Below are 21439 nucleotides of genomic sequence, written 5' to 3'. Positions count from 1 at the left end.
TGACGGTTTGTCAGTCCCGGCCTTTTTTCAGTTCTTCAATTTTAAGCTCGCTCTGAAGGGTATGTACGGATTGGGCTGCATGTATTTCGGCGGTTTGCAGCTTTCTCTCTCTGACCTGAAGGGATTTGTAATAAGCTTCTGCTTCATCCAGTTCGTGTCTGAGTTCATTGACACGCTCTGCCAACACGCCATCAGGCTCATCACTGGCTTCCAGCATTGCCATACTGCCATTCAGTCTGGACAGGTGCTTTGCCAGTTTGCCGGCATCGTGCTGAACCGAAGCAATCTCTTCACTCAGAGCCTGATGGAAAGCAATAGACTCATCCAGTTCCTTGTGTAACTGATTCAATTCATCATCTTTCATGAGGTCTGGCTATACCAGCCAATAGCCTTTGAGCTGGTATGTAATTTCCTTTTAGGTTATGGCTGAATTGTCATTATAGCTTTGTCTGAAAGCGACCCACGTTCTGATACAGTTGGTTGTTAAGGCTTGAGTCGGTTGTTGGCCATATCATCGCGAAGCTGCCTGCCAAAAGCCGCTTCGGGCGAGGCATTTCTGTTTCTTGCTGCCCGGGCTGCCATCATTCTTTCCTTTGCAGAGCCCTGCTTTATTTCTGAACTGTTTTCCGGTTTGCTGTCTGCTTTGCCTGAGTGCTGATCGGGCTTGAATGCTTTCAGTTTTGCCCCGGCTTCTGACAACTCCTGTTTTGCTTCTTTCACTGCACTTTGGGCTTCACTGAGAACGTTCGGAGCTTTTTGGCGAACATATTCGCCTGGCATTTTATTAAACCCATAATCAGCGCCTGCCTCCAGCCTGGCAAAGGCTTCAGCGTTTTTTTGCAAACTCTTCGCTGCCTTAAGCTCTGCCTTCAACTGCTGAATCTGCTGTTTATGCGCTGGTTTGCTGTCTTTATTTTCAGCTTTTTGCCTGTTGGCCCTGAACTGTTGAACATCTTGCCCCAGCTTGTCCAGCTTACTTTCCATACTGCTGGCAGAGGCTTTGGCACCCGGACCTGACATTTGCGCCTTAACGGCCTCTGCTGGCAGTTGTTCAGCCTTGCGCTCCTGAATCGGGGTCTGCTTTGGAGGAGAAGGTGAACGTGTTGCCCTGCGTATTATCGCTCCAACTCGCTGACGAATAATACTGGAGCGATTCAAACGCCCTGGATTCGATGCCTTCTCTGGAGAAATCTGACCGGTGTCCTTACGCCCGGAGTCTCCCGGAACAGGTGCGACAGCACCCTGAAAGTTATTGATTGTTGCCATAGTCCCTGCTGCTCCCCAAAAAAACAAGAAGCCTCAACAAAGAGGCTCTCCCGTAAATCTAGCAGCATGACAATTCGTTTAGTGGCGCATCCGGGAATGATACCTCTTCACCCATTCCAGAATTTTTTCCGGGGCATGAGCCCGCTTCCACTCACCCGCCGCGTACTTGTTGGATTCACTCAGGGTTGGGTAGATATGAATGGTTCCCAGAATCTTGTTCATGCCAAGACCGTGTTTCATGGCAGTGATGTATTCTGTAATCAGCTCGCCCGCATGATAGCCAACAATAGTGACACCCAGAATCTTATCCTTTCCGGGGCGGGTCAGTACTTTGACAAAACCTCTGGCCTCTTCGTCAGCTATGGCTCGATCCAGATCGTCAATGCCATACTTTGTGACCTCGTACTCAATACCCTGCGCCTGTGCTTCTGTCTCATTCAGCCCGACCCTGGCGACCTCCGGGTCGGTAAAAGTACACCAGGGAATCACCGAGTAATCCACCCTGAACTTTTTAAACCGGCCAAACAGGGCGTTTACAGCGGCATACCAGGCCTGATGTGCCGCTACATGGGTAAACTGATAAGGTCCGGCCACATCACCACAGGCATAAATGTTTGGAAAACGGGTCTGCATATAATCATTAACCTGCACGGTTCCCCGCTCCGTGAGCTCTATCCCGAGGGTTTCCAACCCCATATCGCTGGTATTGGCCTGTCGACCTGTGGCAAACAAAACGGCATCAAATTCAATTTCAACCTTTTCCCCTTTCACGCCAGCTTCCAGCCACTGCCGGTCATCCTCAACATGGAAAGAGCGGGCTTCATGCTTCAGCCTCAGATCAACACCATCATTAATAAACTGTGCCTGTACCTGCTCTGACACATCCTGATCTTCCCGATGAAGAAGACGGGTGCCGTGATCCAGCTGAATCACGCGCACGCCCAGGCGGACAAATGCCTGGGCCAGTTCGCAACCAATGGGGCCGCCGCCAATCACCAAAAGGGTGCCGGGTTTTTCACGAATCTCCCAGATGGTGTCCGAGGTGTACCATTGCACCCGGTCCAGTCCCGGTAAGGGTGGCACATAAGGACGTCCGCCACTGGCAATAATCAGGTTGCGACTGGTGATACGCCTGCCATCCACTTCCACCTCCCAGGGTGACAGCACTTTGGCAGAACCGGTAACGCAATCCACCCCCAGACCGGTATATCGTTCAACAGAGTCGTGGGGCTCAACGGTTTGAACCACCCTCTGAACTCTTTCCATAACGGCTCTGAAGTTCACATCGGCTTTAACGTTTTCAAGCCCGAACTCCCCGGCCCGCCCCATATAATGGGCCATTTTGGCAGACCGAAGCAGAGCCTTGCTGGGAACACAGCCGGTGTTGAGGCAGTCTCCGCCCATTTTGTGCTTTTCAATCAGGGATACCTTCGCCTTAACGGCGGCGGCAATATAACTGCTGACCAGCCCGGCAGAGCCTGCCCCAATCACGGTCAGGTTGTTATCAAACTGAACCGGTTTGCGGAAGGATTTATAAATCCGTCGTCTGCGCAGCAGCTCCATTGCGCTTCGTGCCAGCCAGGGGAACAAAGCCAGCAGGACAAAGGAGCCCACCAGCCCTGGTGTCAGAATCCCCGCCACCGACAGCTCTTTCACCTGCCCCAGCTGAGCCCCGGCATTCACGTACACAACCGTTCCCGGCAACATGCCCAGCTGGCTTACCCAGTAAAATGTCCAGACCCTGATGGGCGTCAGCCCCATCACCAGGTTGATCACAAAGAACGGTATCGCAGGAATCAGACGCAGGGTAGCAAGATAGAAGGGACCATCTTTTCTAATGCCTTTATTAATAGTTTCCATGTAATCGGTGAAGTTCTTCTGCACCCAGTCCCTGAGCAGAGTACGGGAGAAAAGAAAGGCAAGGGTAGCGCCGATGGTGCTGGCAAAAGAAATAATCAATAAACCGGTGCCAAGGCCAAAAATAGCCCCGCCAATCAGGGTCAGAATGGCAGCCCCCGGAAGCGAAAGCCCTGTCATTGCCACATATATAAGAAAAAAAACGCCCGCTGTCAGCAATGGATTCTCAGAGTAAAGTGACTGGAAGAAGTCTCTCGTCAGGTACTGCTGAGCATCCAGCGAATAAAAAGCACCAATAGCTGTAATCAGCACCAGCAGCAACAGAATTTTTGTTTTTTTCATCGTGATAAACTCGTTTGTTTGCAGGCGATACAAGACTTGTTAAGTATTTCCCGTATAATCTCATCAAGCGTTCAGGTAGACAAACAGACAGCCCTGAGCGGATAGAACAAACAGGTAAGCAGTTCCATGATTCAACGCCCATTCCCCGGTAGCCGCCCAAGACGCATGCGTTTCAACACGTTCTCACGCCAACTGATGCAGGAAAACTCTTTATCGGCCAGAGACCTGATTTACCCTGTTTTCGTCAAGGAAGGCGTGAATGACCGGGAAGCTGTGCCCTCCATGCCGGGCGTGGAACGTGTCACCATCGACCAGTTGCTGCGAGAGGCTGATGAGCTGGTCAGCCTCGGGATACCTGCCATTGCCCTGTTTCCGGTGATCGGGCAGGATCAGAAATCCGATGACGCCGCAGAAGCCTATAATCCGGAAGGACTGATTCAGCGCACCGTTCGCGCTATCAAGCAACACTACCCGGAGCTGGGGGTCATCACCGATGTGGCGCTGGACCCGTTCACCAGTCATGGCCTGGATGGATTAGTGGATGAAACCGGCTATGTTATCAATGATCCCACTGTCGAGGTGCTGGTCAAACAGGCGCTATCCCACGCAGAAGCGGGTGCCGATATCGTTGCCCCCTCGGATATGATGGACGGGCGAATCGGTGCTACCCGGCAGGCTCTGGAACAGGCAGGCTTTATCAACACCTCCATTCTGGCCTACTCTGCCAAATACGCTTCCGCCTACTACGGCCCCTTCAGGGATGCGGTAGGTTCCGCCGCCAACCTTGGCAAAGGCAATAAATACACTTTTCAGATGGATGTCGCCAATTCCGATGAGGCTCTGCACGAAGTCGCCGCTGACCTGGCAGAAGGGGCGGACATGGTGATGGTGAAACCCGGCATGCCGTATCTGGACGTTTTACGCCGGGTAAAAGAAACGTTCAAAGTGCCCACCTTTGCCTATCAGGTCAGTGGTGAGTATGCCATGCACAAGGCCGCAGCGGAAAACGGCTGGCTGGACGATGAAAAAGTTATGATGGAGTCGTTGCTGTGCTTTAAACGTGCCGGCGCTGATGCCATTCTGACCTATTTCGCCAAAGAGGCGGCAAAATGCCTGAAAGGCTGAATCCAGCTGCATTGCTAGTCTGAACAATGGATATGAGGCTGTAATAACCATAACAATCATTTTTTTGTAACAGTTTTCTGATAGCTTGGGGCAGTTTGCCCCAGCGCTTTCAGAACGCAGTAAGAGTTTTTATGGACAATACCCAACAATCTTCTTCACGATCTGCCACACCCGCCGACGATTCAGCGACAGGTGGTTCATCGCCTTCTACACAGGAAGCCGTAAAAGCACCTCCCCGGATCACCGACCTGAGCAAGCCGGAGTACTACATCAACCGGGAACTGAGTCATTTGCAATTCAACACCAGGGTGCTGGAGCAGGCACTTAACGAAGAACACCCCCTGCTTGAGCGCCTGCGCTTTCTGTTGATCTACAGCTCCAACATTGATGAGTTCTTTGAAATTCGTGTCGCCGGGTTGATGCAGCAGATCGGTTACGGTCGTGAACTGGTGGGTCTGGACGGTATGGGACCTCGGGCAGTGCTGAAAGAAATCAACGCTCATGCGAAAGAACAGGTCACCCGTCAGTATCAAATTCTGAATGAAACCCTGCTGCCAGCACTGAAAGAAGAAAACATACACTTCATCAAACGTTCAGAGCTGAATGAGAAACAGAGAATCTGGGTTAAACGTTTTTTCTACAACGAAGTGATGCCGATTATCAGCCCCATCGGTCTGGACCCGGCGCACCCGTTTCCACGTCTGGCGAATAAACTGCTGTGCTTTATTGTTTCGCTGGAAGGCAAAGACGCCTTTGGCCGTGATACCGGCATGGCTGTTATTCCGGCACCTCGCTCATTGCCAAGAGTCATCAGGCTCCCTGATGATATATGCGACAATGACGGCACAAATTACGTATTCTTGTCGTCTATCATTCATCGTCACATGGAAGACCTGTTCCCGGGCATGAAGGTCAAGGGCTGCTACCAGTTCCGCCTGACCCGCAACAGCGACCTTGACCTGGAAGATGAAGTTGAAGACCTTGCCAAGGCGCTTCAGGGTGAACTGCTTTCCCGTCGTTATGGCGAGGCGGTGCGTCTGGAAGTGGTGGACAACTGCCCACAGCCTCTGGTGGACTTTCTGTTAAAAGAGTTTGGCCTGACGGAAGAAGAAGTTTACCGGGTCAATGGCCCGGTGAACCTGACCCGCCTGATGTCAGTCTGTAACAATGGGGCCGATGAACACCTGACATTCACGCCTTTCACACCAGAATACCCAAAGGTTCTGCAGCCTCGCCCGAACAGCACCGAAAACGTGCTGGATTATGTCAAGAAAGCCGATATTCTGCTGCACCACCCCTACGAGTCCTTCACGCCGGTCATTGATATGCTGCGTCAGGCAGCGAAAGACCCGAATGTGCTGGCGATTCGTCAAACGCTGTACCGAACCGGGGCTCACTCTGAAATGGCAGACGCACTGGTAGAAGCCGCCCGACACGGCAAAGAAGTGACGGTGGTGGTAGAAATCCGGGCAAGGTTTGATGAGGAGGAAAACCTTGCGCTGGCCTTACGACTGCAGGAAGCAGGGGCCGTTGTCGTCTATGGGGTAGTGGGCTACAAGACACATGCCAAAATGATGCTGATTGTACGGCGGGAAGGTCGCAGTATTCAGCGTTACGCCCACCTGGGTACCGGTAACTACCATGCTGGCAATGCCCGTCTGTACACCGATTACAGCCTGCTGACCTGTGACAAGGACATCACCAACGACGTGCGCAAAATCTTCCAGCAACTGACCGGCATGGGCAAAGCCTTCAAGGTGAGAAAGCTTCTGCACGCCCCCTTTACCCTGAAGAAAGGTCTGATTGACCGCATCAACCATGAAGCCGCCAATGCCAAAGAGGGCAAAAGCGCCCGTATCATTATCAAGATCAACGCCCTGACTGAAAAGCAGATGATTCGTGCGCTGTATAAGGCTTCTCAGGCAGGCGTAAAAATTGACCTGATTGTACGGGGTATCTGTTGCCTGAGGCCCGGTATTGAAGGCTTGTCGGAAAACATTCAGGTGCGTTCCATTGTTGGCCGCTTTCTGGAGCATTCCCGGGTTTTCTACTTTGAAAACGACGGTGAAAGCCAGGTTTACTGCTCCAGCGCCGACGGGATGAGCAGAAACCTGAATAACCGGATTGAAACCTGTTTCCCGGTTGAAGAACCCAAAATGGCTAACCGCATCAGGAAAGAGCTGGAACTGTTTCTGAGTGACAACGTACGCAGCTGGACACTGCAAAGCGATGGTTCTTATGTGCAGAACAAACCAACACGCGGGCAGCGCCGTCGAAATGTTCAGCGCAAGCTGCTGGAGAGTTTGACTAACTACGTATCCGGAGTTTCTCGTAGTCCGTAGCCCGTAGTATTCGTTACGGGCCTGGGGGCTGGTGTTTATAGCTTTCTATGTTCCAGGCAGGGCATTTTTGTACGAATTTCCTGTAGCAGTTTCATGTCCAGATCGGCTACCAGGACAACCGGGTCTTTTTCTGCCTTTGCCAACACCTCTCCCCAGGGGGAAATAATCATGCTATGCCCCCAGGTCTGTCGTTTATTGAGATGCACTCCACCCTGATTGGCTGCCAGTACATAACACTGATTTTCAATAGCTCTGGCTCTTAGCAACACTTCCCAATGGCTTTGCCCGGTGGCGTGGGTAAAGGCGGAAGGTACGGTAAGAATATTGGCACCGGCAGACACCAGTTTCCGAAACAGCTCCGGGAATCTCAGGTCATAGCAGATGCTTAAACCGACTTGCGCTTCACCTATATCAACGACGAATGGCTGGTCTCCCGCCGAATAATCACTGGACTCCCGATATAAACGCTGCGGGTCTGCCACGCTGGCATCAAACAGGTGAATTTTGTCATAACGACTTTCCAGTAAACCCAGAGGATTAAACACAAAACAGGACGCCCTGCAGTTTTGTCCGGCATTGGCCTGAAAAGGAATGGAGCCGCCTATCAGCCAGGCTTTGTGTCGACGGGCAGTGTCTGCCATCCACTGCCTGACTTCTGTCGTGTTTTTCCCAAAGGCAGAAATATCACCACCAAACCGGGCAAAACACTCAGGCAACAGAATTAAATCAACCGCTTCGTTTATTATGGGGGCAAGCTGAGCATCAATATGGGCAAGATTGTCCCGGATATTATTGCTGGAGCATAATTGCACGACAGCGGCTTTAAGCATGGACAAAACCTCTTCAAAACTTTTCTTCTTTTATTGACACTGCCACACTTAACTCCATTAATAAATCAAAGGCTATGTCTTTATGTGCCTGATTATTTTTTCCTGGCAGCCCGATGCCCAAAACCCACTGGTTTTAGTGGCTAACCGGGACGAGTTTTACGACCGCCCGACAGCACCGGTTCAGTTCTGGGAAGATTATCCTGAAATTTTCGGAGGCCGGGACAAAAAGGCATGGGGCAGCTGGCTGGCACTGAGCCGGTCCGGTCGTTTTGCAGCAGTCACCAATTACCGCCAGTGGCCAGCACCTGAAGGAGAGATTTCAAGGGGGCAGCTGGTTAAAGACTGTTTGAACAGCTCCCTCTCAACTCATGCATTCATAAAAAACGTTCAGAAAAATGCCCACCGTTACAGTGGCTTCAACTTTCTGGCTGGCAGCATTAATGAACTTTATTACTATTCCAATATTGAAGGCGTGGCGAAGAAACTGGAACCCGGTGTCTACGGCCTGTGCAACAAGCTTCTGAACTCCCCCTGGCCAAAACTGGAAAAAACCAGGGATGCAGTAGCTAAAGCACTAAACAACGACAACTTCGCTGAGCCAGAAACTCTGCTGCATATCATGCAGGATACGACAAGATTCCCCGATCACCTGTTGCCAGACACTGGCATAGGCAGAGAAAGAGAGCGATTGCTTTCCAGTGCGTTTATCAACAGCCCGGACTATGGAACACGAAACACAAGCGTACTGATGTTCAATCGTAATAAGGCCGCCAGCTGGCATGAACAGACTTACGGTACAGAGGGTTGTCATTTAGAATGGAAGCATTTTTTTATTGATTTTGAATAACCTTCAGGTCAGTTGGTTAATGGTACCTGTTCAGTCCCTTGAAGTGCGCGCAGACTTCAATGTCGAAATGACCCGCTTCATCCCCGAAAGCATAAAACAAAGAACACTCGACAATCCCGAATACTGGGCTTATGTGCAGGCAGAAAGAAATCCAGACAACGGCCAGTCCATCATTCTGCTCTCGGGTCATGGGAATCTCCTGAAAATTGGAGGCTTCAGTCTTCAGAGAAATAGCTGGCTTTTGAAAGCAAGGTTGGGTGACTGCTTTGCATCGGGAAAGTTTCTTCTGCTTACGCTTCAGGTTGCGCTGTGCATTTTTTATGAATCGGGGATTGCCAGTTTTAACGCCATTGCTGGTAATGACAATATCCGTTAAGCCAACATCAACACCCGTCACATGATTTTCGTGAATGTCTGTAACTGGTTTTACTTCAGCCTTGCCATCTTCAGCCAGAACTGACGCATAATACTTGCCCGTTGGTGTCATGGTTAACGTGATGGACTTGATGTTGTCAGTTATTTCCCTGTGAACCCTTGCTTTGATGGGTTTGCACTTGGGTATCTTTATCCAGTTTCCACCTGTGGAAACAGAGGTGCAGTGATAGCTACTCTGTTTGCCGTGTTTCGACTTGAAGCGAGGGAAGCGGGCTTCAAGCTTTGGATTAAAGAAGTTCTGGAAAGCCTTGTCCAAATTGATGACAGACTGCTGCAAGGCCATGGAGTCAGCCTCTTTCAGCCATGAGTATTTTCGGCTTTTTTTGGCTTTCGACAGTAATGGCTTCAGGTCTTTCTTTGGTGAAAGATTTTGCTCTCGTATCTTGTAATAGTGAGTCTTGATTGCCAGGGCTTTGTTCCAGACCATACGCACAGCACCAAACTGGCGGTTTAAAAATTCCGCCTGGTCTGGTGTTGGATAAATGCGTATCTTGGTGGCTTTAAGCATTGGTGTATATCTGTTATACATCGATATTTAAGCAGTAATCAGCACGATGGCAGGTTGGTGTATTTTGTCAATACGAAAAGGTAGGCATTGTGCTTTTGAGCTTCATGCTCATCTGGTTTTTTCCACCAAATACAGGGGCAAGGTGTTTAACGACAAACATCTTGAAACACTGGAAGGCATATTCCGGCATGTGTGTAACGAGTTTGAGGTAGAGTTGGTCGAGTTCAATGGGGAAATGGATCACATTCACATACTTGTTCACTATCCGCCAAAGGTGCAACTATCAAAGCTGGTGAACAGTCTCAAAGGGGTTAGCAGTCGAAAAATGAAGCTCTATCATCCTGAACTGGTAAAGCCTGCGTATTTGAAAAACGCTTTGTGGGCAAGGTCATACTTTGCCGGAAGTTGCGGGGGTGCAAGCATTGATGTGCTTAAAACCTACATTGAAAATCAAGCCAGACCTGATTAGGAGCCCTTGCGGACTCCCGCCTTACATCCCCTGCCTAGAAGTCAGGGGGCTCACGGCGAAAATGCTGATCTTTCCCTTATGGTCAGCGATGATGACGGTTTATACCTGCGGTTGTGGGGAACAGAATTTTGTACTGAGTTACCATTTCTGACTGCACTATTTGATCTGTACTACGATATAGATCTACGATTAATAACATTATATGTGATAATTTGTAGATCATAATGACCAAGAAAGACAAACTGCTCATGGTTCTATCAGAAGCTGTTAAAGCCGGAGGGGGCATTCACACGGCAGCAGAGATAGCCTACATGATTGGCGAGAAGCACTCTGCCACATTCACTAAATTTCTTGCGGTTTACGCAAAGAAGGGCTTGATACGCAGAGTGGCAACAGGCCTGTTTGAAAGCACGCTTACGCCACCAGACCCAACAACCGCAATCTACAAAATAGCGAAAAAGCTTCGCAGTGATGTCATCAGCTACATAAGCCTTGAAAGCCAACTAAGCTACACGGGCGATATCTCTCAAATACCGATGGGCAGGCTAACCATCATAACTAAAGGTCGGAACGGAACCTTCTCAACACCCTACGGGGTTATTGAGTTTACGCATACAAAAAAAGCCATCGACCGAATTGCACCAAACCTGTATTTTGACGAAACCGCAGGCATATACAGAGCAAAAACCTCGCAAGCTATTGCTGATCTTAAAGATTGCAAAAGAAATAGACATATGCTGGACCATTAAAATGTTAAAAGAACAAATACGAAACATAGTGGCATCAAACCCGGAATACGCTGCCATCACACCCGTCATAGAGAAAGAAATTCTTCATCACGATGTTATACATGTACTGATCAGAGAGGGCGTCATGCAGCCACTCACATTTATAGGCGGAACGTCTCTGAGGATGTGTTATAACAGCTCCCGCCTGTCGGAAGATCTGGATTTCAACGGAGGGCATGGCTTCAAGCCATCTGACTTTGATGGTTTAGAAGTTGAGATTGAAAAGTACATTCAGAATAAATATGAGACAAAGGTATGGGTCAGTAAGCCTGATGAAAACAGGCAAGGCAACACGTCCTCCTGGAAAATCAGCATAGAGAAAGAAGCCTGCCGTCCAGACCTGCCAAGGCAAAAGATGCATATAGATATCTGCGCCATCCCATCAATTGATACCCGGAAAAAACCTCTGACCAACCACTACAATATTGTCGTGCCAACCGAGGGACTGCTGGTACCTGTTCAGTCCCTTGAGGAAACACTGGCGGACAAGTTTATCGCTCTGGCGTACCGCTCCAGACGAATAAAGCCAAGGGATGTATGGGATATCGTCTGGATAAGGCAGAAAGGTATTGATCTGTCTACGAGTCTGATCGAAAAAAAGCTGGAAGCGAGAAACAAAACCAAAGCAGAGTTTACGGAAGCACTCCATACCCAGATAACCAAACTACTCAAAGACAATGAGGTGCGCACAGACTTCAATGCCGAAATGACCCGCTTCATCCCCGAAAGCATAAAACAAAGAACGCTCGACAATCCCGAATACTGGGCTTATGTGCAGGCAGAAATCCAGATAATGGCCACTCCGCTTCTCAAAGCAAGCCAACCCCGGAACCCATTTGACATGAGCCTGTAAGGCAGCAAATGGCAATACCCCCCTTTCCGCCTTTCCGCAGGTTTTCTTCGCCTTACCCCAATATCTGTAATAATTCATGATGTTTTCCATTACCTGTTTTTCCGTTTTATAAGAGGCTTCAGGATGCGGATAAAAATAGTGAATTTCAGCAGCCTCCTTCTTGGCATGCTGAGGGCCTTGGTCTTGTGAACATCGGTAATTGGCACTTCAAAAATATTCTGGTTGATCACCATGAAGTCAGCGTATTTGTCCTGGGTGATGGAGCCAGTTTCGTGGGATCGGTTCATCCCCACGGTCGTGGGGAACAGTTCAAGCTCAGCAAGGGTAGTGTCACTGAATGCGGTTCATCCCCATGGTCGTGGGGAACAGGGTGGGTCAGTCTACCATTAACGCCCAGACCGCGGTTCATCCCCACGGTCGTGGGGAACAGTTTCAACAGCCAAACCAAGAACGGTTGCAGTTATGGTTCATCCCCACGGTCGTGGGGAACAGGCAAAGCCGATTAACCTTCCCTTTTCCCTGACCGGTTCATCCCCACGGTCGTGGGGAACAGGCTGCCCCGCAAAAACGGCAAATCCTTTTTCGCGGTTCATCCCCACGGTCGTGGGGAACAGAAGAAGGGCCGGATGCACGGCCAGACTGCATCCGGTTCATCCCCACGGTCGTGGGGAACAGTCGGACAACCTATTACAGCATCAATGAGCCTGCGGTTCATCCCCACGGTCGTGGGGAACAGGCATACCACATTCACTGGAGTAAATGGAGCGTACGGTTCATCCCCACGGTCGTGGGGAACAGATAATGACGGCAGTCGGGAAACGGGAATTGGCCGGTTCATCCCCACGGTCGTGGGGAACAGGTAGCATGAAGCAGTCATATCTGAAGAACTTCCGGTTCATCCCCACGGTCGTGGGGAACAGGTCAACCGGTCTGGAGATTGCAATTTTCAGAACGGTTCATCCCCACGGTCGTGGGGAACAGCCAAAGACGACATCCTGAAGGCATTGCGTCAGCGGTTCATCCCCACGGTCGTGGGGAACAGATTACCCGGTCGCTGTTGGGGCTGTTGCGGTGCGGTTCATCCCCACGGTCGTGGGGAACAGTCATGCCTGCACCTCCGGCTTATCGTTCATGCCGGTTCATCCCCACGGTCGTGGGGAACAGGCTTGGAAAACTTCTCACTGATAAGACAGCCATCGGTTCATCCCCACGGTCGTGGGGAACAGCAGGGTAATACCTATTTGACAAAAACCAGTACCGGTTCATCCCCACGGTCGTGGGGAACAGCCATTTTGTTGAAAAGGGAGCTGGTGATACAGCGGTTCATCCCCACGGTCGTGGGGAACAGGACTTCGCCCGATCCGCCTCACTGGTACAGTGCGGTTCATCCCCACGGTCGTGGGGAACAGATCAGGGTGTCAAGGTTCGCCTTAATGACAGACGGTTCATCCCCACGGTCGTGGGGAACAGAGGTTGGCGATATTTGCCAGTCCGCCATAAGCCGGTTCATCCCCACGGTCGTGGGGAACAGTATCAAAAACCGTTTTCTCTGGAACAAAAAACCGGTTCATCCCCACGGTCGTGGGGAACAGAGCCTCCGCCGATGGCTGGCGGTTCCTTTAGTGCGGTTCATCCCCACGGTCGTGGGGAACAGTATCTGGTAGCTGTTAAAAACTAAATTTTGTGCGGTTCATCCCCACGGTCGTGGGGAACAGTGATGAACGGCCTAAATGCCCTGAACAAAGAACGGTTCATCCCCACGGTCGTGGGGAACAGGTAATCATAATCACAGCCATCTGGCTAATTACCGGTTCATCCCCACGGTCGTGGGGAACAGAAAAACAGCCGATTCTATCGCAGAGACTCAGACGGTTCATCCCCACGGTCGTGGGGAACAGTCCAGCTTGGTTTATTATTGTGCTTCACCACCCGGTTCATCCCCACGGTCGTGGGGAACAGTTTGTCGTCGTCAGGCACCCTGTCAGTGTAAAGCGGTTCATCCCCACGGTCGTGGGGAACAGGCTTCCATTGGATAGGCCAGAAACCCTTTAGGCGGTTCATCCCCACGGTCGTGGGGAACAGAGCTCACCCATAAATGGCGTGATCTCTGCCAGCGGTTCATCCCCACGGTCGTGGGGAACAGTTATTGGTTTTAATTTCAATAGCTGGATATAGCGGTTCATCCCCACGGTCGTGGGGAACAGTTGCTGTCACGCAGAATAGTCAGGGAGTACTGCGGTTCATCCCCACGGTCGTGGGGAACAGTCCAGACAGGAACCATCCAGCGGCACCTGCACCGGTTCATCCCCACGGTCGTGGGGAACAGCGCTGGCTGACTGCTTACAGTATCGACCCACGCGGTTCATCCCCACGGTCGTGGGGAGCAGCCGTACCATTTTCGACGGTCTTCTCTGGTCTCCGGTTCATCCCCACGGTCGTGGGGAACAGTGGCTGTTTAGTCGGACGTTTAATTGATCGGACGGTTCATCCCCACGGTCGTGGGGAACAGTATGGTTGTCAGTCCGCAGTCTATTATACAGTCCGGTTCATCCCCACGGTCGTGGGGAACAGTCTCAGTACTGCACCGCTACGACGTCCCGCCACGGTTCATCCCCACGGTCGTGGGGAACAGGATTATGACCAGGTGAAAAGGTTTTTTGATATCGGTTCATCCCCACGGTCGTGGGGAACAGTTATGCAGGTATTAAAAGCAGGTCGTGGTTTATCGGTTCATCCCCACGGTCGTGGGGAACAGAAACATAGGCGGCCTGTCTGTTACTTCTTCGCCGGTTCATCCCCACGGTCGTGGGGAACAGCTTTTGTCGCAAGGTTGCGACGAAAGGGCGCCCGGTTCATCCCCACGGTCGTGGGGAACAGAAAAACTAGGCAAAGCTATCAAAGCTAGATTCCGGTTCATCCCCACGGTCGTGGGGAACAGCCATTGATTGAATTTTTAGACGAAACCTTCCCCGGTTCATCCCCACGGTCGTGGGGAACAGGCGTTATATACGCGCCAGTTCTTACCATGCAGCGGTTCATCCCCACGGTCGTGGGGAACAGAAACAAAGAAGAACCGAATTATTTGCATTGACCGGTTCATCCCCACGGTCGTGGGGAACAGTAGCGAAGAACATATTAATGAAGGAATTAGCCCGGTTCATCCCCACGGTCGTGGGGAACAGTAAAGCAGCAGCAAGATCAATGTGGGAAAACACGGTTCATCCCCACGGTCGTGGGGAACAGTTGCTAACCTGACGGTCCACGGTGTAGACCTGCGGTTCATCCCCACGGTCGTGGGGAACAGCTGTTGGCGGCTCGAAAAAATTAATATGGTCTCGGTTCATCCCCACGGTCGTGGGGAACAGCACTGGACGGGCTGGTCAGTACTGGTTATGGCCGGTTCATCCCCACGGTCGTGGGGAACAGATATACCTCGTCTACCAGACTGCTTACATATTCGGTTCATCCCCACGGTCGTGGGGAACAGCGTCTTTTTAACCCAGTCTGCTAATTTCATACCGGTTCATCCCCACGGTCGTGGGGAACAGAATCACCTGCTGACAAAGCATTAGCCAAAGTCCGGTTCATCCCCACGGTCGTGGGGAACAGACTAAAAAAATACACTTACACATCAACAAGTTGCAAGCGTCATAGATTCTACCAAAAAATCAGTAGCAAAATACAGCTTGTTAAAGAACGCTTCAACTCAGCTTTCTGGCTGAAATAACACCAGTCGCAAACCATCCTCATCAATGGGTATGCGCCGGTTCTCACCGTAAGTCTGGAAGTCGAAACCCGACTCAGTATTGGTTGCCCAGGCTATGGCAACATTGCCATCTTCCGCCAAAGCAGTCACCTGTTCCCAGATCATTTCCCTGATGCGCCGGGAGACACTGCCAACGTAGACACCTGCCCTGATTTCCAGCAACCAGATCGCCAACCTTCCCCTTAACCGGGGCGGTACATTTTCTGTGACAACCACTAACATTCCCATAACTAGCGGCTCCTGTGTCCCATGTCTCCCTCAGAAACCGGCTCAGGGATGGCGGGTGGCTGAGCATCCTCTGGTGGGGGTGGCGGTTCAATGTCACCTGCCGCAAGAATGTCTTCAATCGTCGGAATGATCTTCTTTAACAACCGTGTCTGCCGGAAGCTGTCGCGGCAGGCAATCCTGACATCCCGATCCGGTTTGGTGGAGCCTTTAGCGGCTATCTGAAATGCGACAGGAACGACTGTTTCAAACTTAAACAGATCGGCAATATCGTAAACAAAAGCTAATGGCTTACCAGAGTGAATAAACCCTATGGCTGGCGCATAACCTGCGGCCAGTACCGCCGCTTCAGTGACACCGTACAGGCAGGAAGTCGCTGCGCTCAGGCATTTATTGATTAAATCTCCAGCTTCCCAGTCTTTTGGATCGTACTTGCGACCTTTCCATTCAACACCGTATTGTTTCGCCATCAGTTGATAGGTTTTACGAACCCTTGCCCCTTCGATCCCCCGCAGCTGATCCACTGAACGTCTTGCGGGCGCAGGCTCGCCGAAACGGAATTCGAACATTTTACGAACCACTTTGAGGCGAAGCTCCTCATCCAGAGCCAGCTTTGCCTGATAAAGCAGTTTGTCCGATCTCGCTCCACCAGGCTGACCCACGGAATAAAGCCGGACGCCGAACTCCCCCACCCAGATCAGTAAAGTCCCTGATGTAGCAGCCAGCTTAACCGCAGCGTGGGAGACTCTGGTACCCGGCTCAAGCATGATGCAGACCACCGAACCCACAGGGATATGCTTGCGGTCGCCCTTTACATCGTCGATCACCACAAAAGCACCATCCCTGACATCAATGCGCCCCTTGCCCACAAAAGTCATGGATACACGATCTTTTATGGGAATGGGCTTTATTGGAATAAACGACACTGCTACTCCCTGTTTTTAAATTCGCCTGACCATTAATAAACCACAGCCAAATGCCTTGGAGGGGCCGACACCTTTGTTAAGCAGTTCACTGAAAACTTCCGGCCCTGTGACGGTCAGAACCCCCTCATAATCCATACTGCTAAAACCTGCGCGTCGCCCTTTTTCCGGTAAGGCATGCCAGCGATAACCGGTCGCCTGAACGGTTTCAATATGGAAACCGTTCACTGCGCCACGCTTTACCAACCATTGTTGGGCCGCTTCGTCCATGGTCGCATCCAGCTGTTTTTTCAGTTCAGCGGCACCCCGCTGAAATGCGTAGTCCGGATGCTGCAAAAGGCTTTTTCGCAAAGACTCTTTTTTCCCGGACAGGGGCAACTGCCGGTCACGACAGGCATTGGTTAACCATTGCAGCTGGGCGTCCATCACCACATCGTGCCGGGATGACTGCTTTTTACCTTCCTGTCGTCGTGCAATAGTGGGGTTGGCCCTTAACCGAAAGCTGAGTCTGTCTCCGGATTTCAAAGAAGGCTGGAAAGGTTTAGACGCCACATCAAACAGGGGGTTTTCCTGAACAGGCTCCTGTTTGGAAAGCACATAGAACAAAGGCCGGTTATTGGGCACCTCCAGTTGCTCTCTGGCCATTTCTTCACGATACAAAAAGCGCTCGCCGTCAGGAAAAAGATCCCACAACAGACGGTGCATACCGTAACTTCGGTCTTTTAAAATCAGCCCCAGTTGTGAGTAATTCGCTATGGCAGCGGTTAGCTGAATACGCGACAGGTACATTATTTTTCTCCCCTGCTGACAGTCCATTGATTTTCCAGACGGGGCTGAAACTGCCAGCGTTTTCTGGACAGCGGCAGGTCGTGCCGGGTTAGCACCTGCACCTGTGACGTATGAAATTCGTCGTCGTTATAAGAAAAACTCTCTGTCGAGCCTTCCCAGAAGTAACGGCATACTTTGTCATCAGGCAGGTAACGATCATCCTGAAACCATTCAGGCTGATTGATTAATAAAGCGCCGGGTTCAAACTGATCTAAAGCCGTACGAAAGTTCTCGGCCTCAATAATTCGGGCATTGAGAGGAGCTGCCAGAGGGCAGGATTTTCGTCCCAGGTAGAGGTGGTATTTCGGTGTCTGTAGTGCCTGCAATAAGACATCAAGATTCCACCAGGCATTCTCGGTGTGCGTTACCGCGACAATGGCCTGCGAATCTGTCCGATACTCCCTGCTCGATAGCACAGTACCTAATCGCTCCCGCCCAGTAACCAGCTCATCACGACGGGTTCGGTACTGGAACTTGCCGACAGAGTCCGGTGCCTGGGCGGTATGGTAGTCTTTCAGCAACTGCCCACCTCTTAACAGTTTGACAGCAAAACTGTAATCATTGGCGAGGGACTGCTGGGCATCGTCATCTGCCCGGTCAATACCCAGCGCTGCGCCCAATAAACCTGACAAGGCTGATTTCGCCGGATAAACCGCCGTATGGCGGGACTCACCTACGGCAATTTCGCCCCAGCTGGCCATTGGCCCGTATAAACGGAAGACCAGATAGTTCATACGTCTTCCTCTTATTGGCTGACAAAGGCCATCAGTTCCGCAAACGACCCTTTGCCCGTCAGGGCATTCAGGCTGTAGTGGTCATCAGAGCAGGCACCATACACCAAGTCGAAATTGTCACGTTGCTTCTCAAGCACTGCAACCGCTTCTGAGCCATAGTCGTTTAAACCATAGTCGTCTGCTGACCGGCCAACCGGCTTGAGGAAAGAGACCGACAGTGAACGGGGTTGCTGGTCGCCTTTTTCTGCCAGCACGTAAGAAGCATAGGCGCGACTGCCAAAGCTGTTCTGTTTACCCTGAGGGGCGACCTTGATGGCGGCTTCGGTCAAAGCGGCAATGGCTTTGTTGGCCAGCTCGGTGTTGCCGTTAAGGTTTTCGACCAGCAATTCCCGGTTAATGCAGATGTAGGAATAGAACAGCCCGGCGGCAAAGCCGGTATCACCAATGTGTGCAGCACCGGCATCTTCACTACCGTCATTCAGATCGTCAACGGCAGTAAAGTAGTCATCTTCAATAGCCACCGTATGAACAGACAAAGCATGGGCGACCTGACAGGCAGCCTCTATATTGAAAGCCGGTTTTGATGCCAGCATTCGACCAAACAGGGCAATGTCGGCAGCCATTTCTTCTTTTCTTAACAGCTCCAGTTCTTCTTTTGCAGGTTCTCTTTTCTCTGCAATTAACACTTTTACTAATGAATCAATCTTTTGCTGTTCCGATGCACTGATATGAACTAACTGTTCAATTTCCAGCCCTGAATTTGGCTTGTCTTTCTCTTCCTTTTTCAGTTTGCCAAACTGGCCTGCAATCGCCTGAGCATAAGTCTTTGCTTTTTTTTCGGGAATGCCTGCTGCCTGCAAAGTGTCGTACACCTGACAGCCAAGCATTTTTGTGCGAGTGCCCAAATGTCCGGCCAGTGCGGACTGAAACAGACCGGAAGTTCGCCAGTTGCGCTTCAAACTTTGCGATGAAACCCTCAGTCGATCCGTGCCGCCCATCTTCGCGGTTTTAGGTCGTCCCAGATCATCACGGTTGAGGTTGGCGGGTGGGTAAGAAGTCAGCAGGTGCAGTTGCAGAAAACGGTTCATATTTTTCTCCAGTCTATAAAAACAAACAGGGGTTAGATTCAATCTTTAAATTCGGTGTAATAATCACTGGCCCAGCGAACCGCAAGGCGGTCAGTTGCTTTGCTGGCAGGGCCATAACGGTGTTCCCGCAACCAGTGCAAAATGTCATCCGCCAGTGACAAAACAGGTGCCTTGCCTTTCAGCAGGCTGACAGCACGGCAAACCCTTCTAAAAAAATCATCGGTGCTCTGGCTTTTCTGCAACTGTTGAAACCGCAGTTCACTCATGGGGGCTTTGCCCCCTTTTTCTTTCGGTTTAGCCAGCGCTTTGGCGAAGTTGATATCTTCGTCTTTTTTCTTGGTAACTTCTTCGGTATCAACTCTGGCCAGAACCGCAGCCACCATAGCGGCATCAAGAAGCTGAATCCTTTTACTCCGTCCCCAGTGCTCTGGCATTTTTCTGAGGAAGTTGGCAAAGGCAGATGTCAACAAAATATCTTCAGGGCTCACCGCCCTGCGAAGCTGCGCCCGCTCACCCCGGCTGCCCGGCTCATTCAGCCAGTGCCACCAGCCCAGTAGCAGCTTCCGGTCTTCAGCACTCTTTAACACATGGAAATAAGCCATCAAGCCACCTCTTTACAGTCTTTGGCAATCTGATCCAGATTTTTTAAGGATTTAATGGAATGCAACTTCTTACTCAACAGCTGACGGGCTTTAATGATGCGTTTCATATCCATATCTTCCGCGTTACCTGACAGCACCCATTCATCAAACAGTTCCTCAGCTTTTCCGCGCACCGTTTTAACCCACTGTCGTGCAATTTCAGGAGGAAGTGACCGGGTGTTTTCCGGCTGGATTGAAAGCTGGTGAAGCAGCTCATAAAAAAGCGGTTCAGTGGCATGCCAGAACGACTGTTCAACCATGCTGGTATCCCCTTTGACATCAGCAGGCCGATCAAACCAACCGGCTTTAACCTGCCCTCGCAATGAAGCAACAACATCTTTAGCAGCGACCACCAACTGGTGAACACAGTCAACGAAGTTTTTTCGGTAAGCGTCAGGGACATTCAGCAGGGGCATCTGATGGTCGTACCAACAGCGGGCTTTCATGTTGTCCATGTCGTAGCCAAAGCACCAGAGTCTTATAGGTATTTTTCTGACGCCGCCCTGTCTGGCAATAAATCTGGCTCGGGCACCATTAAAGTGTTGGATAATTTTGGCTGCCGTATCGCCATCACTTTTATCTTGCCAGCTAACACCCAGCCAGTGCTTGTAACACAATCCGCCCTGTTGCCCCTTTAAACTGAGTGATGGTTTGACGCCTTTAGGATCAACACGGTAGGGCGTCAGCGGATGTGACCAGGGACCATCGTAGTTAGTGCCGTAGTTTTTGGTTCGGTAATGGGTGAGAAGTTCAGAAGTCTGTTCGCCACATAAACTGCAACGGCCTTCTTTTAAATCCGTTAACTCAAAGCGTATGCGCCTTGGCATGCCCCAATACAGATGGAGTTCGCTGACATCCCCCGGCGCAGTGGTCACACCTTTTTTGTCGGAAAGTCGTGTTTCCGTCATCCATGGCAAATCGACAACACTGAAATCCTCCGGGCTGGCATCAAAATCATCGCAGTTCAGTACATTCAGCCATAACTTCTGCCAGAGTGTACTTTGAGCGTTTTGCGGCATCACTAGTGTTGTGAGCGGCCCCCCTCCCCGTATGCCAACCCTGTGGCCCACGCCGCCTGAGGGGGCATTGGTTTGCAGGGTAAACAGGGCGGTGGCCGCACAGGACGGGCAAGCACCTTCAACCTGTCCGCCTTTTACAAAATGATCCAGGTTGTCTTTAAGGGTTTTCCCGCCGGGTGCTTCAATCAACAGGCTGGCTAAGGGTTTCTGCTCGCCGTCCGGCATGGAAAAATCCTGCAAAAAAGCAGGGCCATCGGCACTGGTCAGCTCGAAGGCTGTTGATAATGGGGCAAACGCTGTTTTCAGACGATCCGTTGTGGGCGGTTCTTTCCAGCAGGTCTGCCAGTCATCTTCATCTTCCGGTGCAAAAGCGGTTTGCAGCAAACCAATAAGAAATTGATACAAGGCACCCTGAAAGTCAGGTCTTGGCGCAGCGAGGTCAATAACAGGGTTGTCGGTTTCAGCGATTTGCCAGGGGGCTATTTTTGTCTGGCTTCCGTCTGACCGGAAGACGGGCAGCCAGAAATCTTCAAGAAGATTCATCAGCACTCCT

At 51.0% G+C, this 21439-nt stretch carries 18 protein-coding genes and 1 CRISPR repeat array; of the genes, 6 read left to right on the top strand and 12 right to left on the bottom strand.

All coding sequences use genetic code 11. The features are described 5' to 3' along the window. Positions 1-10: 10 nt before the first annotated feature. The 3 genes from NX720_RS12555 to NX720_RS12545 all read right to left on the bottom strand — a co-directional run bounded on the left by NX720_RS12555 (position 11) and on the right by NX720_RS12545 (position 3465). Positions 11-364, bottom strand: coding sequence for a hypothetical protein (locus NX720_RS12555; RefSeq protein WP_262601444.1), 354 nt, complete (start codon positions 362-364; stop codon positions 11-13). A 119-nt stretch (positions 365-483) separates the two neighbouring features. Further along, complete coding sequence (locus tag NX720_RS12550; RefSeq protein WP_262601443.1) at positions 484-1266, bottom strand: hypothetical protein; 783 nt, start codon at positions 1264-1266, stop codon at positions 484-486. 78 nt (positions 1267-1344) lie between these two features. Then, positions 1345-3465, bottom strand: a complete 2121-nt coding sequence (locus NX720_RS12545) for an FAD-dependent oxidoreductase (protein ID WP_262601442.1) — start codon at positions 3463-3465, stop codon at positions 1345-1347. A gap of 126 nt (positions 3466-3591) precedes the next feature. Here NX720_RS12545 and hemB point away from each other — a divergent pair, with 126 nt between their 5' ends. Both hemB and ppk1 read left to right on the top strand, forming a co-directional pair. Beyond that, positions 3592-4590, top strand: a complete 999-nt coding sequence (hemB, locus tag NX720_RS12540) for a porphobilinogen synthase (RefSeq protein ID WP_262601441.1) — start codon at positions 3592-3594, stop codon at positions 4588-4590. 131 nt (positions 4591-4721) lie between these two features. Continuing rightward, positions 4722-6932 (top strand): polyphosphate kinase 1, encoded by a 2211-nt coding sequence (gene ppk1 / locus NX720_RS12535; protein WP_262601440.1) that lies wholly within the window; start codon positions 4722-4724, stop codon positions 6930-6932. 35 nt (positions 6933-6967) lie between these two features. Here ppk1 and NX720_RS12530 read toward each other — a convergent pair whose 3' ends face one another. Further along, a complete protein-coding gene (locus tag NX720_RS12530) occupies positions 6968-7762 on the bottom strand; it encodes a carbon-nitrogen hydrolase family protein (protein WP_262601439.1) in 795 nt (264 codons plus the stop codon). A gap of 82 nt (positions 7763-7844) precedes the next feature. On the opposite strand from NX720_RS12530, the gene NX720_RS12525 reads away from it, so the two are divergent. Continuing rightward, positions 7845-8609, top strand: coding sequence for an NRDE family protein (locus tag NX720_RS12525; RefSeq protein WP_262601438.1), 765 nt, complete (start codon positions 7845-7847; stop codon positions 8607-8609). Between the two features lie 16 nt (positions 8610-8625). Here the strand turns inward: NX720_RS12525 and NX720_RS12520 are convergent, their stop codons facing one another. Beyond that, positions 8626-9552, bottom strand: a complete 927-nt coding sequence (locus NX720_RS12520) for an RNA-guided endonuclease InsQ/TnpB family protein (protein WP_262601437.1) — start codon at positions 9550-9552, stop codon at positions 8626-8628. Positions 9553-9598: 46 nt separating this feature from the next. Here NX720_RS12520 and tnpA point away from each other — a divergent pair, with 46 nt between their 5' ends. The 3 genes from tnpA (at position 9599) to NX720_RS12505 (ending at position 11662) form a co-directional block, all read left to right on the top strand. Further along, positions 9599-10021, top strand: coding sequence for an IS200/IS605 family transposase (gene tnpA / locus NX720_RS12515; protein ID WP_262600864.1), 423 nt, complete (start codon positions 9599-9601; stop codon positions 10019-10021). Between the two features lie 224 nt (positions 10022-10245). Next, positions 10246-10770: a type IV toxin-antitoxin system AbiEi family antitoxin gene (abiEi, locus tag NX720_RS12510; protein WP_262601436.1), complete on the top strand. Its 525-nt coding sequence runs from the start codon at positions 10246-10248 to the stop codon at positions 10768-10770. Between the two features lies 1 nt (position 10771). Beyond that, a complete protein-coding gene (locus tag NX720_RS12505; protein ID WP_262601435.1) occupies positions 10772-11662 on the top strand; it encodes a nucleotidyl transferase AbiEii/AbiGii toxin family protein in 891 nt (296 codons plus the stop codon). A gap of 279 nt (positions 11663-11941) precedes the next feature. Next, positions 11942-15271: direct repeats of the CRISPR family, unit length 29 nt; unit sequence CGGTTCATCCCCACGGTCGTGGGGAACAG. Between the two features lie 97 nt (positions 15272-15368). Here the strand turns inward: NX720_RS12505 and cas2e are convergent. The 7 genes from cas2e to casA are packed head-to-tail and all read right to left on the bottom strand — an operon-like array spanning position 15369 to position 21429. Continuing rightward, positions 15369-15656 (bottom strand): type I-E CRISPR-associated endoribonuclease Cas2e, encoded by a 288-nt coding sequence (gene cas2e / locus NX720_RS12500; RefSeq protein ID WP_262601434.1) that lies wholly within the window; start codon positions 15654-15656, stop codon positions 15369-15371. Between the two features lie 2 nt (positions 15657-15658). Then, complete coding sequence (cas1e, locus tag NX720_RS12495) at positions 15659-16579, bottom strand: type I-E CRISPR-associated endonuclease Cas1e (RefSeq protein ID WP_262601433.1); 921 nt, start codon at positions 16577-16579, stop codon at positions 15659-15661. Between the two features lie 15 nt (positions 16580-16594). After that, on the bottom strand, positions 16595-17365 hold the full coding sequence (gene cas6e, locus NX720_RS12490; protein ID WP_262601432.1) for a type I-E CRISPR-associated protein Cas6/Cse3/CasE: 771 nt from the start codon (positions 17363-17365) through the stop codon (positions 16595-16597). Next, positions 17365-18138: a type I-E CRISPR-associated protein Cas5/CasD gene (gene cas5e / locus NX720_RS12485; RefSeq protein ID WP_262601431.1), complete on the bottom strand. Its 774-nt coding sequence runs from the start codon at positions 18136-18138 to the stop codon at positions 17365-17367. The genes cas6e and cas5e overlap by 1 nt, the downstream gene beginning before the upstream one ends. Before the next feature lie 11 nt (positions 18139-18149). Then, positions 18150-19226, bottom strand: a complete 1077-nt coding sequence (gene cas7e, locus NX720_RS12480; RefSeq protein ID WP_262601430.1) for a type I-E CRISPR-associated protein Cas7/Cse4/CasC — start codon at positions 19224-19226, stop codon at positions 18150-18152. A gap of 38 nt (positions 19227-19264) precedes the next feature. After that, positions 19265-19828: a type I-E CRISPR-associated protein Cse2/CasB gene (casB, locus tag NX720_RS12475; RefSeq protein WP_262601429.1), complete on the bottom strand. Its 564-nt coding sequence runs from the start codon at positions 19826-19828 to the stop codon at positions 19265-19267. Beyond that, positions 19828-21429 carry a type I-E CRISPR-associated protein Cse1/CasA gene (casA, locus tag NX720_RS12470; RefSeq protein WP_262601428.1) on the bottom strand — a complete coding sequence of 534 codons (1602 nt, stop codon included), beginning with the start codon at positions 21427-21429 and terminating at the stop codon, positions 19828-19830. Before casA ends, casB begins: the two co-directional genes overlap by 1 nt. Positions 21430-21439 lie beyond the last annotated feature (10 nt).

Origin of the sequence: Endozoicomonas euniceicola (assembly GCF_025562755.1) — a bacterium.
Taxonomy (GTDB): Bacteria; Pseudomonadota; Gammaproteobacteria; order Pseudomonadales; family Endozoicomonadaceae; genus Endozoicomonas_A; species Endozoicomonas_A euniceicola.
The sequence above is the reverse complement of the archived record's forward strand: the minus strand, read 5'-3'. Positions and strand labels throughout refer to the sequence as shown.

What these genes read in the sequence shown, in the direction of transcription:
- ppk1 (WP_262601440.1), top strand. Translation starts at nt 4,722, where the DNA reads ATGGACAATACCCAACAATCTTCTTCACGATCTGCCACACCCGCCGAC.
- NX720_RS12525 (WP_262601438.1), top strand. Translation starts at nt 7,845, where the DNA reads ATGTGCCTGATTATTTTTTCCTGGCAGCCCGATGCCCAAAACCCACTG.
- abiEi (WP_262601436.1), top strand. Translation starts at nt 10,246, where the DNA reads ATGACCAAGAAAGACAAACTGCTCATGGTTCTATCAGAAGCTGTTAAA.
- NX720_RS12555 (WP_262601444.1), bottom strand. Translation starts at nt 364, where the DNA reads ATGAAAGATGATGAATTGAATCAGTTACACAAGGAACTGGATGAGTCT.
- cas2e (WP_262601434.1), bottom strand. Translation starts at nt 15,656, where the DNA reads ATGGGAATGTTAGTGGTTGTCACAGAAAATGTACCGCCCCGGTTAAGG.
- tnpA (WP_262600864.1), top strand. Translation starts at nt 9,599, where the DNA reads ATGGCAGGTTGGTGTATTTTGTCAATACGAAAAGGTAGGCATTGTGCT.
- NX720_RS12530 (WP_262601439.1), bottom strand. Translation starts at nt 7,762, where the DNA reads ATGCTTAAAGCCGCTGTCGTGCAATTATGCTCCAGCAATAATATCCGG.
- casA (WP_262601428.1), bottom strand. Translation starts at nt 21,429, where the DNA reads ATGAATCTTCTTGAAGATTTCTGGCTGCCCGTCTTCCGGTCAGACGGA.
- cas6e (WP_262601432.1), bottom strand. Translation starts at nt 17,365, where the DNA reads ATGTACCTGTCGCGTATTCAGCTAACCGCTGCCATAGCGAATTACTCA.
- hemB (WP_262601441.1), top strand. Translation starts at nt 3,592, where the DNA reads ATGATTCAACGCCCATTCCCCGGTAGCCGCCCAAGACGCATGCGTTTC.
- cas7e (WP_262601430.1), bottom strand. Translation starts at nt 19,226, where the DNA reads ATGAACCGTTTTCTGCAACTGCACCTGCTGACTTCTTACCCACCCGCC.
- NX720_RS12505 (WP_262601435.1), top strand. Translation starts at nt 10,772, where the DNA reads ATGTTAAAAGAACAAATACGAAACATAGTGGCATCAAACCCGGAATAC.
- cas5e (WP_262601431.1), bottom strand. Translation starts at nt 18,138, where the DNA reads ATGAACTATCTGGTCTTCCGTTTATACGGGCCAATGGCCAGCTGGGGC.
- NX720_RS12520 (WP_262601437.1), bottom strand. Translation starts at nt 9,552, where the DNA reads ATGCTTAAAGCCACCAAGATACGCATTTATCCAACACCAGACCAGGCG.
- NX720_RS12545 (WP_262601442.1), bottom strand. Translation starts at nt 3,465, where the DNA reads ATGAAAAAAACAAAAATTCTGTTGCTGCTGGTGCTGATTACAGCTATT.
- casB (WP_262601429.1), bottom strand. Translation starts at nt 19,828, where the DNA reads ATGGCTTATTTCCATGTGTTAAAGAGTGCTGAAGACCGGAAGCTGCTA.
- NX720_RS12550 (WP_262601443.1), bottom strand. Translation starts at nt 1,266, where the DNA reads ATGGCAACAATCAATAACTTTCAGGGTGCTGTCGCACCTGTTCCGGGA.